The organism is Cryobacterium zhongshanensis, assembly GCF_022760445.1.
Classification (GTDB): domain Bacteria; phylum Actinomycetota; class Actinomycetes; order Actinomycetales; family Microbacteriaceae; genus Cryobacterium; species Cryobacterium algoricola.
Genome location: NZ_JALGAR010000004.1, coordinates 190,073 through 205,964, shown reverse-complemented (window position 1 = coordinate 205,964; position 15,892 = coordinate 190,073). Strand labels below are relative to the sequence as shown.

General features: G+C 69.5%; 14 protein-coding genes. 10 read left to right on the top strand and 4 right to left on the bottom strand.

Annotated elements, in window-relative coordinates; all coding sequences use genetic code 11:
• Positions 1–115 precede the first annotated feature (115 nt).
• Both MQH31_RS15105 and MQH31_RS20725 read left to right on the top strand, forming a co-directional pair.
• Positions 116–1,405, top strand: a complete 1,290-nt coding sequence (locus MQH31_RS15105; RefSeq protein ID WP_243012738.1) for a bifunctional glycosyltransferase family 2/GtrA family protein — start codon at positions 116–118, stop codon at positions 1,403–1,405.
• On the top strand, positions 1,402–3,621 hold the full coding sequence (locus MQH31_RS20725; protein ID WP_279238932.1) for a glycosyltransferase family 39 protein: 2,220 nt from the start codon (positions 1,402–1,404) through the stop codon (positions 3,619–3,621). The genes MQH31_RS15105 and MQH31_RS20725 overlap by 4 nt, the downstream gene beginning before the upstream one ends.
• A gap of 66 nt (positions 3,622–3,687) precedes the next feature.
• On the opposite strand, the gene MQH31_RS15095 is transcribed toward MQH31_RS20725, so the two are convergent.
• The 4 genes from MQH31_RS15095 to MQH31_RS15080 all read right to left on the bottom strand — a co-directional run bounded on the left by MQH31_RS15095 (position 3,688) and on the right by MQH31_RS15080 (position 7,124).
• Positions 3,688–4,176, bottom strand: a complete 489-nt coding sequence (locus MQH31_RS15095) for a hypothetical protein (protein WP_243012737.1) — start codon at positions 4,174–4,176, stop codon at positions 3,688–3,690.
• Between the two features lie 130 nt (positions 4,177–4,306).
• Complete coding sequence (locus MQH31_RS15090; protein WP_241976240.1) at positions 4,307–4,975, bottom strand: HAD hydrolase-like protein; 669 nt, start codon at positions 4,973–4,975, stop codon at positions 4,307–4,309.
• A gap of 144 nt (positions 4,976–5,119) precedes the next feature.
• Entirely contained in the window at positions 5,120–5,815 is a 696-nt protein-coding gene (gene nucS, locus MQH31_RS15085; RefSeq protein WP_243012736.1) for an endonuclease NucS, read from the bottom strand.
• 40 nt (positions 5,816–5,855) lie between these two features.
• The gene (locus tag MQH31_RS15080; protein WP_243012735.1) at positions 5,856–7,124 is read right to left on the bottom strand and encodes an MFS transporter; all 1,269 of its coding nucleotides are present in this window, start codon (positions 7,122–7,124) and stop codon (positions 5,856–5,858) included.
• Positions 7,125–7,233: 109 nt separating this feature from the next.
• On the opposite strand from MQH31_RS15080, the gene MQH31_RS15075 reads away from it, so the two are divergent.
• The 8 genes from MQH31_RS15075 to MQH31_RS15040 all read left to right on the top strand — a co-directional run bounded on the left by MQH31_RS15075 (position 7,234) and on the right by MQH31_RS15040 (position 15,887).
• Positions 7,234–8,040, top strand: a complete 807-nt coding sequence (locus tag MQH31_RS15075) for an IclR family transcriptional regulator (RefSeq protein ID WP_243012734.1) — start codon at positions 7,234–7,236, stop codon at positions 8,038–8,040.
• A 139-nt stretch (positions 8,041–8,179) separates the two neighbouring features.
• Complete coding sequence (locus MQH31_RS15070) at positions 8,180–9,526, top strand: cytochrome P450 (RefSeq protein ID WP_243012733.1); 1,347 nt, start codon at positions 8,180–8,182, stop codon at positions 9,524–9,526.
• Entirely contained in the window at positions 9,526–10,641 is a 1,116-nt protein-coding gene (locus MQH31_RS15065; RefSeq protein ID WP_243012732.1) for a PEP/pyruvate-binding domain-containing protein, read from the top strand. Before MQH31_RS15070 ends, MQH31_RS15065 begins: the two co-directional genes overlap by 1 nt.
• A gap of 78 nt (positions 10,642–10,719) precedes the next feature.
• Positions 10,720–12,642: a PEP-utilizing enzyme gene (locus MQH31_RS15060; RefSeq protein WP_243012731.1), complete on the top strand. Its 1,923-nt coding sequence runs from the start codon at positions 10,720–10,722 to the stop codon at positions 12,640–12,642.
• Positions 12,635–13,453: an SDR family NAD(P)-dependent oxidoreductase gene (locus tag MQH31_RS15055; protein WP_243012730.1), complete on the top strand. Its 819-nt coding sequence runs from the start codon at positions 12,635–12,637 to the stop codon at positions 13,451–13,453. Before MQH31_RS15060 ends, MQH31_RS15055 begins: the two co-directional genes overlap by 8 nt.
• Before the next feature lie 40 nt (positions 13,454–13,493).
• Positions 13,494–13,814 (top strand): 2Fe-2S iron-sulfur cluster-binding protein, encoded by a 321-nt coding sequence (locus MQH31_RS15050; protein WP_134534651.1) that lies wholly within the window; start codon positions 13,494–13,496, stop codon positions 13,812–13,814.
• Between the two features lie 5 nt (positions 13,815–13,819).
• Positions 13,820–15,196 (top strand): NAD(P)/FAD-dependent oxidoreductase, encoded by a 1,377-nt coding sequence (locus MQH31_RS15045; RefSeq protein WP_243012729.1) that lies wholly within the window; start codon positions 13,820–13,822, stop codon positions 15,194–15,196.
• A gap of 46 nt (positions 15,197–15,242) precedes the next feature.
• The gene (locus tag MQH31_RS15040; protein ID WP_243012728.1) at positions 15,243–15,887 is read left to right on the top strand and encodes an HD domain-containing protein; all 645 of its coding nucleotides are present in this window, start codon (positions 15,243–15,245) and stop codon (positions 15,885–15,887) included.
• Positions 15,888–15,892: the final 5 nt, after the last annotated feature.

Genomic DNA, 15,892 nt, shown 5'->3' with positions numbered 1-15,892 from the left:
GTGGATGGCCCCACCCTAGTCCGGAAGGACGTCACAGGCGCTTCACAGTTTCTCCTTGCCGCACTCATAACCGGGACAGTGCTCTGGCATAGGCCCGCGGCGGAGAGTGGCCACCATGACCCGATCAGCAGCTCTCGCCCTCGACGTCGTCGTGCCTGTGTACAACGAACAGCAGACGCTCGCGCGCAGCATCCGTGTGCTGCACGCGTACCTGACCGACCAGTTCGACGAGCCCTGGCGGATCACCATCGCGAACAACGCGAGCACGGACAACACCGCCGCGATCGCCGATGCGCTCACGGCCGAGCTCCCCGGCGTCCACGCCGTGCACCTCGTCGAGAAGGGCAGGGGCCGGGCGCTCAAGCGGGTCTGGCTCGCCTCGCCGGCCGCGGTCGTCGCCTACGTCGACGTGGACCTCTCGACCGACCTCCGCGCCCTCCCTCCGCTCGTCGCCCCGCTGCTCTCCGGACACTCCGATGTCGCCATCGGCAGCCGGCTGTCGCGCGGCTCCCGCGTCACCCGCGGCGGCAAGCGCGAGTTCATCTCCCGCAGCTACAACGCCCTCGTCCGCACGACGATGGGCGTCGAATTCAGCGACGCCCAGTGCGGCTTCAAGGCGATGCGCCGCGACGTCGCCCAGCGCGTGCTCCCACTGGTGGAGGACAACGGCTGGTTCTTCGACACTGAGATGCTCATCATCGCCGAGCGTGCCGGGCTCCGGATCCACGAGGTGCCCGTCGACTGGATCGACGACCCCGACAGTCGCGTCGACGTGGTCGGCACGGCCGCCGATGATCTCAAGGGGCTCGTGCGGGTGGCGCACTCACTCGTGACCGGCAGGATCCCCGTCGACGAGATCTACGCCGAACTCGGCCGGCCGCCCTATGAGCCGCCGAACCCGCCGACGTTCCTCGGCCAGGTGCTGCGCTTCGGCGTGATCGGGGTGCTCTCGACCGTCGCGTTCGCGTTGCTCTACCTCGTGCTCCAGTACGTGATGCCGGCCCAGCTGGCCAACTTCCTCTCCCTGCTCATCACCGCGATCGCGAACACCTGGGCCAACCGGCGTCTCACCTTCGGCGTGCGCGGGCGGAGAGGCGCGGTCAAGCACCAGGCGCAGGGGCTCGTGATCTTCGGCCTGGCCTGGCTCGTGACGAGCGGTTCCCTCCTCGTGCTGCATCTGGTGCGGGCGGATGCCGGGCCTCAGGCCGAGATCATCGTGCTCACGGCCGCAAACCTCCTCGCGACCGTGATGCGGTTCGTGCTGCTGCGGCTCTGGGTCTTCCGGAGCCAGCGGACGCCGGCCCCGACCCGGATCGAGCCCCGCACCTCCCGCGACGAAGTGACCTTGCGCGATGCAGAATCCCGCACTGACGCTCCCACCAGACAGGAAGTAACCAGTTCATGACGACCCAGGTCTCCCCGCGCCCCGCCCCCTCCCTGCTCGGCGCCCGCTTCGTGGCCCGTCTCACCGCCCTGCCGCGCACCCTCGTGCGCGGCAGGGCCGGCTCCGCGCGCTGGGAACGCCCCGCCCTGCTGGGCCTCCTGCTCGCGACGGCGGTGCTCTATCTCTGGGACCTCGGCGCGAGCGGGTGGGCGAACTCGTTCTACTCCGCCGCCGTGCAGGCAGGATCGGTCGACTGGACCGCGTTCTTCTACGGATCCTCCGACGCCGCGAACGCGATCACCGTCGACAAGCCGCCGGCGAGCCTGTGGCTGATGGCCCTCTCGGTGCGCCTGTTCGGACTCAGCTCGTGGAGCATCCTCGTGCCGGAGGCCCTGATGGGCGTCGCCTCGGTCGGCGTGCTCGTCGCGACCGTGCGCCGCCGCTTCTCGGCAGGCACCGCGCTGCTCGCCGGCGCCTCGCTTGCGGTGACCCCGGTCACCGCGCTGATGTTCCGGTTCAACAATCCGGATGCCCTGCTGGTCCTGCTCCTCAGCCTCGCCACGTACTTCACGCTGCGCGGCATCGAGACCGGTCGGCTGAAGTGGGTCCTTTGGGCCGGCGCGATGGTCGGCTTCGGTTTCCTGACGAAGCAGCTGCAGGCGTTCCTGATCCTGCCGCCGCTCGCGGGCGTGTACCTGTACGCGGCCCCGCACCGGTTTCGCACCCGGCTCTGGCACTCGTTCGCGGCCCTCGGCGCCGTGATCGCCTCCGCCGGCTGGTGGGTCGCCATCGTCGAACTCGTCCCGACGAGCTGGCGCCCGTACATCGGAGGCTCGCAGACGAACAGCTTCCTGGAACTGACCTTCGGCTACAACGGATTCGGCCGACTCACCGGGAGCGAGACCGGGAGCGTCACGGGAGGGGCGGGCGGCGCGGGGGCTGCGGCGACCGGCGGCATGTGGGGCGAGACCGGGATCTTCCGGCTCTTCCTCGGCGAGTTCGGCGGCCAGATCACCTGGCTGCTGCCCGCCGCACTGCTGCTCGTCGTCGCTGCCCTCGTCGTGCTCCGTCGCGCCCCGCGGATCTCGCTCCGGAGGGCCACCCTGCTCCTCTTCGCCGGCTACCTGATCCTGACCGCGCTGGCCTTCAGTTTCATGGCCGGGATCTTCCACGCCTATTACACCGTTGCTCTCGCGCCCGCGCTCGCCGGAACCGTCGCGATCGGCGCGAGCCTCGTCTGGATGAAACGCGCGGCGCTCTGGGCCCGGATCACGGCGGCCGTCGCGATGCTTGCGACGAGCGCCTGGGCGTGGGTGCTGCTCGACCGCGCCGCCGACTGGCTGCCGTGGTTGAAGTTCGTCGTCGTCGCGTTCGGCCTCGTCGCGGCAGCACTGCTGATGGTGCCGCCGCGCGCGGCCTGGCCCGGGCGACTGTCGGGGAAGTGGGGGCGCCGGACGACGGTCGCGATCGCCCTCACCGGCGCACTGCTCGCGCCGGTTGCCTACACGATCGACACCGTGTCGACCGCTCACACCGGTTCGATCGTCACGGCCGGACCGACCGTGTCCGGCGGTATGGGCGGAATGGGCGGCGGTGGAATGCCCGGCGGACGGGCCGGCTTCCCGGGCGGCAACGCCGGCGGATTCGCCGGCGGCGGCACTCCGCCGGCCGGCGGGACCGGCGGAAACGGCACCGTCCCGAATGGCACAGTCCCGAATGGCACTGTTCCGAACGGCGTCGTCCCGAATGGCACTGTTCCGAACGGCGTCGTCCCGAATGGCACTGTCCCGAACGGCACCACCGGGACGCTGCGGACCGGTGGGCGACCGGGTGGGGGCACCGGCGGGCCCGCTGGGCTCATGGGCTCAGCGAGCGTGAGTGCCAGTCTCGCCGCGCTGCTCTCGGTGGATTCCGGTGGCTACACCTGGATCGCCGCGGCCGTCGGGTCGGACTCTGCCGCCGGCTACCAGCTCGCGACCCAGCTGCCGGTGATGGCGATCGGCGGCTTCAACGGGAGTGACCCCGCCCCGACCCTCGCCGAGTTCCAGGCCGATGTGGACGCAGGGAAGATCCACTACTTCATCGGTGGACGGACCGGCCAGGCCAACGGCGGATCGAGTGCCTCGAGTGAGATCGCGGCCTGGGTCGCCGAGAACTTCACCGCGCAGACCGTCGACAGCGTCACGCTCTACGACCTGTCGGCGGATGCCGCGGCGGCGGCCTCGGCCTCCTCATGACGGCTAGCTGTACCGAGCCGTCCAGCCGCCGGTGCTGACGGGACCCTCGCTGGCAGGTCGGTCCCGTCAGCGCCACGGCTCCACCCCGGGGATGATCTGCTGCATCCGCCGTGGATACAGCGGGCGAGAGAGCGTGGCGATGCGCGCCTGCAGCTCCGCCAGGGGACACGCGTAGCGGTAGCGGTCGATGAGCCGGGCCAGGAGGAGCATCCGGATCAGCCCGGACGTCAGCCGCAGCTGGACCCGCTGGTCCTGGCGTTCCTGCTTCATCGGATCGAGCCAGGGCTCTCGCAGGAACGACTCGAGACCGAAGAGCAGGTCGTCGGCGTGCATGGTCCGGACAAACGCGCCATCGGGCTCGAGTTCCCGTTCAGCGGCGAGCAACACGCGGTCGTCTCCGACCAGGATGCTCTCGGCGTCGGTTTCCAGGCACACCAGGAGGCGCTGGTACACACGCGTGATGCGCTGGCGCGTGATGGGACCCCGGCTCCCCTCGAGCTCACGCTCGAAGAATGCCCGGAGGATTTCGTCGATGTGGGGCTGAGTCGTATTCATGGCGACAGGGTCGCAGGGACCACCGACATTCGGTCGCGGTGCACGATCAGCTCGCTGATGCACGGGTTCCCGAACGCGGAGGCGGCGCGCCTGGAGCGCGCGACATCCGCCTTCGGGGCAGCGGAGCGGGTCAGCCGAGGAGGAGCTTGGCGAGCTGGTCGACGGAGTAGACGGTCGCGGTCGCGGCTGCCGCCTCCGCGGGAGAGCCGTAGCCCCACTCGACGAGGATCGTCGGCACGCCGTGGGCTGCGGCGCCCTCCGCGTCGTAGCTGCGGTCGCCGACCATGACGGGGGTGCTGAGGCTCGTGCCGACGGCGGCGAGGCGGTTCAGCGCCTCTTCGACGATGTCGGCCTTGGCGCTGCGGGTCTCCGCATCACTCGCCCCGACGATGACGGTGAAGAACCGGGCCAGGTCGAAGTGCTCGAGGATGGTGATCGCGGCATGCTCCGGCTTGCTCGTGGCGAGGGCGAGGGGGATCCCGGCCTCGTGCACACGCTGGAGCAGACCGGCGACGCCCGGGTAGACGGCCGTGTCGAGCATGGCTTCGCCGTGATAGTCGGCGCGGTAGACCGCGACGGCCTCCGTTGCCTCCTCTTCCGTCATGCCGGCGTACTCACGGAAGGCGGCGAAGAGGGGCGGGCCGACGTAGGCGAGCAACTCGGCGTCGGTCGGAACCGGTCGGCCGAGAAGGGCGAAGGTCCGGGCGAGGGAGTTGGTGATGGCCGGGGCGGAATCGGTGATGGTTCCGTCGAGGTCAAAAAGTATTGCACTCCAGGTGCGAGTCAATGTCGAATTCACTCGCTAATCCTAGAGGCCAGAGCCCCGATTTCCCACGAAATGGGTAATTTTCTACTTTATGCCTGAATCCCAGGGGCTGCTACCCCTGCCGTCGTGAGAGCGCTCCCTCGAAAGAAAACACTCATCAGGGCCCTCCCGGGCGGCTCAGAACAGGCGGGACTGCGTGTCGTCGAGGCCGCGCATCGCGTCATAGTCGAGCACGAGGCACCGGATGCCACGGTCCTCCGCGAGCATCCGGGCCTGCGGCTTGATGACCTGTGCGGCGAAGACCCCGGCCACCGGCGCCAGGTGCGGGTCGCGGTTCATCAACTCGAGGTACCGGGTGAGCTGCTCGACCCCGTCGATGTCGCCGCGGCGCTTGAGCTCGACCGCGACGGAGTGTCCGGCGGCGTCCCTCGCGAGGATGTCGACGGGGCCGATCGCCGTCATGTACTCGCGGCGGACGAGGGTGTGGCCGTCCCCAAGCAGGTGGATGTGCTCGGCGAGGAGTTTCTGCAGGTGCGCTTCGACGCCATCCTTGATCAGACCGGGGTCGATGCCGAGATCGTGGGCGGAGTCGTGCAGCACCTCGTGGATGCTGACGACGAGCTGGTCTTCCGTCTTCGCGTGGGTGACGGTCCAGACCTGCGTGATGCCGGCATCCGTCTGTTCGTCGTCGGGGACCTGCTCGACGAGGGAGCACGGCGGGCTCATCCAGTTCAAGGGTTTGTACGAGAGGGCATCGCTGTGAACGAGCACTGAGCCGTCGGCCTTGAGCATCAGGAGCCTGGTGGCCAGTGGCAAGTGAGCGTTCAGGCGTCCGGCGTAGTCCACTGAGCAGCGGGCGATAACAAGTCTCACCTACTCAGAGTAGTAGTTGAGGTGAGCCCCGCGTGTGCCGTCAGCTCCGGTGGCGCTCGCGGGCGGCCGGCGCGGCGAGGCCGGCCAGGGCCATCAGCCCGAGGATCAAGTACAGGGCGTTGAGGATGCCCCAGGCCTGGCCGAGGATGCCGAGGACCGGCGGCCCGACGAGGAACGCGAAGTAGCCGATCATGGCGACGGCACTCACCCGGGCAGCGGCGTTCTCGGTGTCGTCCGCCGCCGCGGACATCCCGACCGGGAACCCGAGGGAGGCTCCGATGCCCCAGAGCACGGCGCCTCCGTAGAGCATCCACGGGCCCGTCGCGAGGACGAACAGCAGCAGGCCCAGCACGCCGACGACCGCGCACGCGCGCAGCACGGGTACCCTGCCGAACCGGTCGATGACGGGTCCGCCGAGCACCCGGCCCACGGTCATCGCTGCGACGAAGACGCCGAAGACGATCGCGCCACCGGTGTTGCTGAGGCCGTGGCCGTCGACCGAGGCGAGGGCGATCCAGTCGTTCGCCGAGCCCTCCGCGAACGTCATTCCGAGCACGATCGCACCGATCAGCAGGATCTTGCCGTCGGTCCAGACCGAGAGGGACGCCGCCAGGCGGGTCCGCCAGGTCGAGCGCGGGGCACCCTGGCCGCCGGAAGCGTTGGCAGGCCCCGCTGCAGGCGTGACTTGGGCCTCGGGAAGGGAGCGAACGGCGACGACCACCGTCGCGACCGCGAGAAGTGCGATCACGAGCAGGTGCCAGAAGACCGACACCGACAGGGCGGATGCCGCGGCACCGATGAGCGCGCCGACCACGGTGCCGAGGCTGAAGCACGCGTGCATGAGCGGCATCAGGGTCCTGCCGATGGTGCGTTCGACCGCGGCGCCCTCGACGTTCATCATGACGTCGAGCGAGCCCATCCCGAGCCCGACCAGGGCCAGCCCGGCGAACACCAGCGGGGCCGAGAGGAGCAGGGTCGCGCCGAAGCCGACGAGCACGAGGCCGATCGCGGAGGTGCTGATGCTGATCGTCATCGCCCGAGGGGCGCCGAAACGGTCCAGAAGACGCACAGCTGCGCCGAGGCCGAGCACCGAGCCGGCGGAGAGACCGAAGATCAGGACGCCGACGAGAGCGGTGTCCAGCCGGAGGCTGTCGCGGACCGCGGGGATCCGGGCGACCCAGCTCGCGAGCCCGAGCCCGCTGACGAAGAAGACCGCGAAGACCGCGTTCCGCGCGGCGAGGGCTCCCGCGCGCTCGGTCGCGCCCGGCCGAGCGCCGGCCGCGGCCGTGGATTCGGAGGGCGCGGTCATGGCAATTCCTTCTCGGACTCGAACAGGGGTGGGTCCCGTCAACGCTAGTCGATCTTCGGCGACGTACGATGGGCTCGTCAGGAGCGCATCGGGGCGCGAGGGGGGAATCGTGGCAGGACGCACCACCTCACCGGGGCAGACGGTCACCTCGCGCGTGCTGAGCATCCTCGCCGTCTTCGAGTCCAGCCCCTCCGCACGGACCCTCTCCGAGATCTGCGCCGAGAGCGGCCTTCCGCAGAGCACCGTGCACCGCCTGCTCGGCGAGCTGGAGGAGTGGGGCGCCGTGCAGCGGGATGCCCGCGGCCGGTACCAGATCGGCCTCCGGCTCTGGGAACTCGGCCAGCATGCCGGACGGCAGCTACGCGACGTCGTGCGGCCGTACCTGCAGGACCTGTTCGGCCTCACCCAGGAGACCGCCCACTTCGCTATCCGCGACGGCGCGGACGTGCTCTACATCGACCGGGTCTACGGGAGCAGGAGAGTCCCGCAGGCCTCCCGTGTGGGCGGGCGCCTTCCGATGCACGCGACCGCGGTCGGCCGGGCGATCCTCGCCTTCGAGGAGGGCTGGGTGCGTGACGCCGTGCTCGGTGCGGTACTCGTGCAGCGCACCCCGTTCACGAAGGCCGACCCGGAGCAGCTCCGCCGGGAACTCGACAAGGTACGCGGCCAGGGCTTCGCCGTCGCCTCCGAGGAAGTGCGGCTCGGATCGTGCTCGCTCGCCGTCCCGGTGTTCCAGGCCGACGGGCGCATCTTCGGCGGCCTCGGGATCGTGCTGCCGACCTCGCGGGCGCACCAGCTCGAGCGCAACCTGCCCATCCTGCTCGGCTCGGCCGAGCGCATCCAGGCGGGGATCGCGCACCTGCCGAAAGCCGCACTGCAACCGGCCGCTCGTGCCCGCAAACCGCAGCAGCCCTGAACCGGCCAGAACGGGCCCGCCCAACCCCACTTCCGCCCAGTGGGACAAGCCCTGCGCTTCCCCGCTCCGGGAGCATTAGATGGAGCCAGATCCCCGCAGAAGTGGACAGTCCCCGCAGACGTGGACAGAAGGAGCACTCGTGAACGCTCAGCCCGTGACGGCACAGCCCGTCGCAGCCCAGCCCGCCGCAGGGCAGTGCCCGGTCGACCACCGCGCGCTCGCCGCGGCCACCGCAGCATCAAGCCCCGCCGGCCACCACGGCTATTCCCCGTTCGACATGAACGACCCGTTCCCGGCATACGCCGAGCTTCGCGAGGAGGAGCCGGTCATGTTCGATGAGCGCATCGGCTACTACGTCGTCTCCCGGTACGCGGACATCAAGGCCGTCTTCGACAACTGGGTCGTCTTCAGCAGCGAGAACGCCCAGGCCCCCGTGCGGCCGCGCGGCGCCGCCGCGACGAAGATCATGGCGGACGGCGGTTTCACCGCATACTCCGGCCTCTCCGCCCGCGTTCCCCCCGAGCACACCCGGATGCGCACGATCGTGCAGCAGGAGTTCAGCCCACGCCGGTACAAGGCCCTCGAGCCCACCATCCGCGAGAACACCGCCCGGCTGCTCGCCCAGATGCTCGCGCATCCGGATGCCCGGGGCGACTTCCTGAAGGACGTCGCCGTCGACATCCCCACCATCACGATCCTCGGCCTGCTCGGCGTCGGGCCGGAGATGGTCCCGACCTACAAGAAATGGTCGGACTCGCGGGCCGCGATGACCTGGGGCGACCTGGACGACGAGGAGCAGATCCCGCACGCGCACAACCTCGTCGACTACTGGACGGAGTGCCGTCGCCTGGTCTCCGCCGCCCACGAGGCCATCGACGCCGGAACGGCGGGCACCGACCTCGTCGCCGACCTCGTGCGCGCCCAGCTGGCCGGCGGCGAGATCTCCGACCACGAGATCGCGTCGGTCTGCTACAGCCTGCTCTTCGCCGGCCACGAGACCACGACGACGCTCATCTCCAACACGATCAGGATGCTGCTCAGCCACCCCGACGAGTGGCAGAAGCTCGTCGACGACCCGAAGCGCATCGCCGGGGCCATCGACGAGACGCTGCGCTACAGCCCCTCGATCGTCGGCTGGCGGCGCAAGGCGCTCGTCGACACCGAGATCGCCGGCACCCCGATCCCGAAGGGCTCGAACATCCTGCTCCTGATGGGAGCGGCCAACCGGGACCCGAGCGTCTTCGAGGATCCGGAGGTCTTCGACATCGATCGGGCCAACGCCCGCACCCACCTCTCCTTCGGCTTCGGCATCCACTACTGCCTCGGCAACATGCTCGCCAAGCTGCAGGACAAGATCGTCGTCGAAGAGACCATCCGGGCCGTCCCCGGCCTGCGGATCGTCGATCCCGAAGCGATCGTCTTCGGAGACAACCTGTCGTTCAGGGCGCCGACGTCGGTTCCCGTCACCTGGAAGGCCAACGCCTGATGGAAACCACAACCCCCGCCGTCACCGCAACACCCGCATCCCACGCCGCATACATCCAGTTCTTCGACGGCGGGCTTCCCCCGCTGCACGAGCAGCTCGGCGGCAAGTGCGCCTCCCTCGTCGCGCTCACCGCGGCCGGGATGCCCGTTCCCCCCGGCTTCGCCATCACGACGGCCGCGTACGACGCGTTCATCCGCGAGGCCGGCATCGAGAAGGACATCCACGAGATGCTCGCGAAGCTCGACCCCGACGATGTGGCCGCCGTCGACCGGGTCTCGGCACAGCTGCGCCTCGAGATCACCTCACGGCCGGTGCCCGCCGAGCTGCACGCCACGACCATCGAGGCGTACGAGGCGCTTCAGTCGCGCTTCGAGTCCCCTGTCCCCGTCGCCGTGCGGTCCTCCGCGACGGCGGAGGACCTGCCGGATGCGAGCTTCGCCGGCCAGCAGGACACCTACCTCTGGCTCCTCGGCGTGAAAGACGTCACCGAGCACATCCGCGCGTGCTGGGCCTCGCTCTACACCTCCCGGGCCATCATCTACCGGCTGAAGAACAAGATCCCGAACGAGGGCCTGTCGATGGCCGTCGCGGTACAGAAGATGGTGAACGCCCGGGCCGCCGGCGTCGCGATCACCATGGACCCGACCAACGGCGACCGCTCCAAGATCGTGATGGAGGCCTCATACGGACTCGGCGAGCTCGTCGTCTCCGGGCAGGTAACGCCGGACAACATCACCGTCGACAAGGTCATGCTCATGGTCGTGAAGCACTCGATCGGCGACAAGCACGCCGAACTCGTGCCGGACCCCGCGAGCAGGTCCCTCGTCGAACGCGAGGTCCCTGCAGAGCGCCGGGGGCGGCTCTGCATCAGCGACACCGAGATCACCGCGATCGCCGCGATCGCCAAGCGGGCAGAGAAGCACTTCCGGTGCCCCCAGGACATCGAATGGGCCCTCGACCGGGACCTGCCGGACGGGGAGAACCTGCTCCTCCTGCAGTCGCGCCCCGAGACGGTGTTCTCGTCGACGGCGTCGGGTTCGATCCCGACGCAGTCCGCCGGGTTCGGCATCGAGAGCATCACCCGCTCGCTGATGACGCAGGCCGGCAAGGCCTGACCTCCCGCGCATCCGCTGCGCCTCAGCTTTCCCATTCGTCCCCTCCACCCGCGTTTACCCACACAGAACGGTTGACCCATGACAGAGAAGTCATTCCCCAGCCCGTACGGCCAGAAGCCCGCGGCCGCCGCAGAAGGCTGGAAGGACCTCTACGCCTACAACCTGGTCTTCCAGGAGAACCGGCGTGAGGTCGAGGAGGCCAAATTCTGGTTCTGCGACAGCCAGCACTGGCCGACGGTGACCAAGCCCTTCGAGACCATCGGCTTCGAGTTCGCCGTCTCCTGCCTCGGCCAGTACAACTCCCGCCACCTGCTCATCCCGCCGGCCAACGGCATCGAATTCCGCATCCACAACGGCTACGTGTTCATGTCGCCCGTCGGCGTCCCCGAGACGGAGATCGCCGCCCGGGTCCCCGAGTTCATGGCCCGCGCCGGACACTACTTCCAGAACTGGGACGGACTGCTCGCGAAGTGGCAGGACAAGATCCGCGGAACGATCGACGAGCTGGGCGCACTGTCCTTCGAGGCGCTGCCGGACGCTGTACCTCTCGAGGACGTCACGAGCGGAAAGGGTCTCGGCCCGAACGACGAGCTCCTCGGCAACTTCGACAAGCTCATCTCGCTGACCTACCGCGCCTGGCAGTACCACTTCGAGTTCCTCAACCTCGGCTACGTCGCCTATCTCGACTTCTTCAGCTTCTGCAAGGAGGTCTTCCCCGGCATCCCGGACCAGGCCGTCGCGAAGATGGTGCAGGGCGTCGACATGGAACTCTTCCGACCGGATGACGAGCTCAAGAGGCTCGCGAAGCTCGCCGTCGAACTCGGCGTCGACGGTCACTTCGGCAACACCGAGGACCCGGAGGCGACCCTCGCCGCGATCGGCGCGGCCGCAGGCGGGGCGGAGTGGCTCGCGGCCTGGACCGAGGCGAAGGACCCCTGGTTCAACTTCACCGTCGGCAACGGCTTCTACGCCCACGACAAGTACTGGCTGGACCACCTCGAGCTGCCGCTCGGCTACATCGCCGACTACATCGTGCGCGTGCAGAACGGTGTCGGCATCGACCGCCCCGTCGCAGAGCTCATCGCGGAACGGGACCGCATCACCGAGGAGTACTCCGAACTTCTCAGCCCCGAACAGCTCGCCGCGTTCCAGGGCAAGCTCGGCCTTGCGCGGCAGGTCTACCCCTACGTGGAGAACCACAACTTCTACATCGAGCACTGGACCATGGGCGTCTTCTGGCGGAAGGCCCGCCAGCTCTCGAAGATGCTCTCAGAGGCCGGGTTCTGGCCGGAGGCGAACGACATGTTCTACCTCCGCCGCGATGAGGTGCGCGAGACGCTCTTCGACTACGTCACCGGCTGGGCCGTCGGCGCTCCCGCGATCGGCCCGGACTACTGGCCTGCCGAGGTCGCCCGGCGCAGGGTCATCGTCGACGCGCTCTCCGAGGAGCGCCCGCAGCCGGCGCTGAACACCCCGCCCGCCGTGATCACCGAACCCTTCACCCTGATGCTCTGGGGCATCACGAGCGACCAGATCAAGAACTGGCTCGGTGACTCCGACGCGCCGGAGGGCGAGTTCCGCGGCATGGCCGCCTCGAGCGGCGTCGCCGAGGGCCCTGCCCGGGTCATCAGCAGCTCCGACCAGCTCTCCGAGGTGCAGGAGGGCGACATCCTCGTCGCTCCCGTCACCGCGCCGTCGTGGGGCCCGATCTTCGGGAAGATCCGCGCGACCGTCACCGACATCGGCGGCATGATGAGCCACGCGGCCATCGTCTGCCGCGAGTACGGGATGCCGGCGGTCACCGGAACCGGAACCGCATCCGCCCAGATCAGGACGGGACAGTGGCTGCGGGTCGACGGGAACAACGGAACCGTGACGATCGTCGACGACCACGGCGCAGGCCAGGACGTTGCCGGCCTGGCCCACGAGCACGACCTCGCCCTGGCCCCGGCCGCGGCAGCCCAGCTCGACGCCGTCCTCGCCGAGAGCAGCCATGCCTGAGCGCGGCACGGCCGGGGCCTTGCGGCGGACGGTGCTGATCACCGGCGCCGCCGGCGGCCTGGGCCGTGCCTTCGCCCTGGGCTTCGCGGCCCAGGGCGACCGGGTGGTCGTCGCCGACGTCAACCTCGAGGGCGCACGGGAGACCGTCGCGCTCGTCGAGGCGGCCGGCGGCACCGCCATCGCCCTCCCGGTTGACGTCACCGACCTCGCCTCGGTCACCCGGCTGGCAGCGGATGCCGCCGGCTGGGCCCCCGAGGCCCGGCCCGGCGCATCCGCCCCCGGTCAGGCGCCCCCGGCCCACGCCGGCGTGATCGACGTCGTCATCAACAACGCCGCGATCTACGCGACCGTGACCCGAGCCCCCTTCACCGAGCTCGACCCGGACGAGTGGGACCGGGTGATGGCCGTGAACCTCAAGGGGCCGTGGCTCGTCACCCGGGCCTGCACGCCCTACCTGCCGGACGGCGGAAAGGTGATCAACCTCTCCTCCGCCACGGTGATGAGCGGTTCGGCGCACTGGGCCCACTACGTGGCCTCGAAGGGCGGCGTGATCGCGCTGACCCGGGTGCTCGCCAAGGAACTCGGCGACCGCAACGTGACCGTCAACGCGATCGCCCCGGGCTTCACCCTGACCGAGGCCAGCTACGGGCTCATCGCGGGCGCCGAGAACTACGGCGTCGACCGCGGCTCGCTCAAGCGGGCCTGCGAACCGGAGGACATCGTCGGCGCAGCCCTGTTCCTCGCCGCACCCGGCAGCGACTACATCACCGGCCAGACCCTCGTGGTCGACGGCGGCCGGCAGTTCCTCTGACCCACCCGTCACCCCGAGAACCGAACCAGGAGACCGAGAAATGCCAACCGTGAGCTACGTCGCCTTCGACGGCACAGAGACCATCGTCACCGGATTCGCGGGCGATTCCGTGATGGAGACCGCGGTGCGCAACGGCGTTCCCGGGATCGTCGCCGAGTGCGGCGGCAGCCTGTCCTGCGCCACCTGCCATGTCTTCCTCTGCGCGGACAGCGCGGGGCTGTTCCCGCCGAAGCTCGATCTCGAGGACGACATGCTCGACGGTACGGCCGTCGACCGGGAGGACAATTCCCGGCTCTCCTGCCAGCTGAAACTCTCCGACGACGTGTCCGTGCACGTGCAGACCCCCGAAACGCAGGTGTGACCGGCATGGGCGACACGACCGAAGCTCCCCGGCTGGGCACCCTCATCATCGGCAACTGCCAGGCCGGGGTGCAACTCGCCTCGACACTGCGCGAACTCGGCGACACCGACCCGATCACGCTCGTCGGAGAGGAGCCGCACGCCCCGTACCAGCGGCCGCCGCTGTCCAAGGCGTTCCTCAAGGGCGAGGCGACCGCAGACTCCCTGGCCTTCCGCACCCACGATTTCTACCGCGAGCATTCCATCGAGCTCGTGCCGCGGGAGCGGATCTTCCGCATCATCCGGAACGCGGACGGCGGCGTCGCGACGGCGGAGTCCGGCCGTACCTTCGCCTTCGCACGGCTCGCGCTCACCACCGGAGCCGTGCCGCGCACCATCCCGTTCGAGGGCTCCGAGCTCGAGGGTGTCAGCTACCTGCGCACCGCGACGGAGGCGACCGTGCTCGAGCAGCAACTGCGTGAGGCGCGGAACGTCGTTGTTGTCGGCGGCGGCTTCATCGGCCTCGAGGTCGCGGCGGGGGCGCGGTCCGCCGGCAAGAACGTCACCGTGCTCGAGGCGGCTCCCCGCCTCGTCGGGAGGGCGGTCTCCGAGCAGACCAGCGAGTTCTACCTGCAGGCGCACCGGCGCCGCGGCATCCGGGTGGTGCTGAACGCGCAGGTCGTGCGGTTCGTCGGCGAGCACGACCGGGTCACCGGCGTCGAGCTCGGTTCGCGCGACGACGAAGGCCCCGGCGAGATCGTGGCGGCGGACGTCGTGCTGATCGGCGTCGGCGTCGCGCCGCGCACCGAGCTCGCCGTGCAGCTCGGACTCGAGGTCGAGAACGGCATCGTCGTCGACTCCCGTGCACTCGCCTCCGACGGACTCACCGTCGCCGCCGGGGACTGCGCCAACATGCCGAACCCGTCGATCGGGGACTTCGGTGCCGGCCGCATCCGCCTCGAAAGCGTGCAGAACGCCGTCGAGCAGGCCAAGGTGGCCGCGGCCACCCTGCTCGGGCTCCCCGCAGAGCACCGCACGGTGCCGTGGTTCTGGTCGGACCAGGCCGACCTCAAGCTGCAGATCGCCGGCCTGAGCGGCGGGCACGACCGGGTCGTGCTGCGCGGCGACCCCGACACCGAGAAGTTCTCGGTGCTCTACTACCGGGACGGGCGGCTCATCGCCGCCGACTGCATCAACAGCCCGCTCGACTTCATGGCCGTGAAGAACGCCCTGCACAAGGGCCTCTCGGTGGCGGCGGATGTCGTAAGCGACACCACCGTCCCGCTCAAGAAACTCTTCGCGGCCGTCGAAGCGGCGGATGCCGGGCGTGCTGCGCCGAGTCCGGTTCCCGTCGTGCTCCCCGCCGTCCCCGTTCCCATTCCCGCCGGCAGTCCGGCCGCTTAGCCCCAGCCTCCGCGCTCCCGCGCCCCGACCTCGAAGTGAGAACGCTATGACCCTGCAGACCGACCAGTCCATCGACACCTCGCCCATCGCCGTCGCGGCGGATGGCCCTGGCGACCTCGACCCGCTCTGGCGCGCCGTCGAGACCGAGATGCGCACGCGCAGCAACGACATCCACGTGCCGATCTCCTTCGCATTCGCCGAGCGGCTCTGCGAGGCATACCCGGAGGCGGACTCCCTCGTCGTGCGGGTGGCCATCCTGCTGCACGACAGCGGCTGGGCCAGGGTCGACGAGACCAAGATCATCTCCGAGGGCTTCGGCGCGAACTGGCGCCAGGCCCAGATCCGCTACGAGCACGAACTCAAGGGCTGCATCATCGCGAGGGAGGTGCTGCCGGGCCTCGGCTACGACGATGCCTTCGTCACCCGGGTCACCGACATCATCGACGGCCACGACACCCGCGTCGAGTCGTACTCCATCGAGGACTCGCTCGTGCGCGACGCGGACCGGCTCTGGCGATTCACCCCGGCAGGCATCGCCCTCGCCTCGAGCTGGTTCGGCCAGACGCCGTCGTTCTACTGCAGGCGCCTGCGCACCGAGATCCTGCCGGAGCTCATCACCGCCGCCGGCCTCGAGATGGCGACGATCGAACTCGACAGGGCAGAGGCGCTGCTGAAGATCGCGGTGCTCTGATGACG